The organism is Actinoplanes sp. NPDC051633 (genome assembly GCF_040681735.1).
In the GTDB taxonomy this organism is placed as follows: Bacteria; Actinomycetota; Actinomycetes; order Mycobacteriales; family Micromonosporaceae; genus Actinoplanes.
Genome location: NZ_JBFAZH010001836.1, coordinates 1 through 1,043 on the forward strand (window position 1 = coordinate 1; position 1,043 = coordinate 1,043).

At 73.4% G+C, this 1,043-nt stretch carries 1 protein-coding gene and 1 pseudogene; both read right to left on the bottom strand.

The features are described from left to right. The coding region (locus AB0M20_RS45530) for an MFS transporter (protein ID WP_364307910.1) at positions 1 to 753 on the bottom strand (753 nt) is incomplete at its 3' end. Beyond that, a pseudogene (locus AB0M20_RS45535) lies at positions 750 to 1,043 on the bottom strand (zinc metallopeptidase); the annotation flags it as partial. The gene AB0M20_RS45530 and the pseudogene AB0M20_RS45535, both read right to left, overlap by 4 nt.

Consider the following 1,043-nt stretch of genomic DNA (forward strand, 5'->3'; position numbering starts at 1 on the left):
CGCCCACAGCGCGCTGCCGGGCACCAGGAAGAACCCGGCCCGCAGCAGGATGCGCCGGACCACCGGGGAGTACCGGACGTAGCGCCCGCCGGAGCGGACGGCGGCGGCGAAGCGCTCGGGCGCGGTGCCGGTGTCCGTATCGGCCCGCCGCCACCGCCAGAGCACGATCGCGAAGATCGCAATGGACACCGTGTTGGCCGTGAACACCACGCCGACGCCCGCCTGCGCGATCAACAGGCCGGCCACCGCGGGGCCGACCGCCCGGGCCAGGTTCATGCTCACCGCGCCGAGCGCCGAGGCCGACGCGAGCTGCGGCCGGGGCACGAGCTCCGAGATCACCGCCTGCCAGGCCGGCGCGGTCATCGCCTGACCCGCCCCGAGCACGAACGTCAAGATCAGCAGCAGCGGCGGGTACATGCGGTCGAGGTACGTGAGAACGGTGAGCACGGTCCCGACCGCGAAGAGGAAGATCTGCACCGCCAGCAGCAGGCGCCGCCGGTCGAAGGTGTCGGCCAGCGCGCCGGACGGCAGGGCCAGCAACACGATCGGCAGGGCGCTCGCGGTCTGCACCACCGCCACCAGAGTGTCCGTGCCGGACTGCTCGACCAGCAACCACTGCGCACCGACCGTCTGCATCCAGGTGCCGATGTTGCTGACCAGCAGGGCCAGCCACAGGCTGCGGAACACGGCGATGCGCAGGGGGGCCCACGCCGACGGGGCGGCGACCGGGGCGGTTGCCGATGCGGCACTCATCGGGTGCAGGCGCTCAGTCCCTCGAGCACCCCGCTGCGGTAGGCCGCGATGCGATCGAACGCGCTGAGGCCTGACCGGTCCCCGGCCCGCCCGAAGGAGAGCAGGGCCGCGACCGCCTCGTCCAGGTCACCGGGCGACAGGGTCAGACCCTGGCCCGGCTGTCGGGCCAGCTGACTGTTCGTCCACGAGCCGGCCAGGCAGTCGACGGCGAGCTGCCCCGCCCGATCGGTCGTGCTGCTGCCGCTGCGATCGAGCGCGGCCCGGGCGAAGAGGTCGCCGAGCAGCATGCC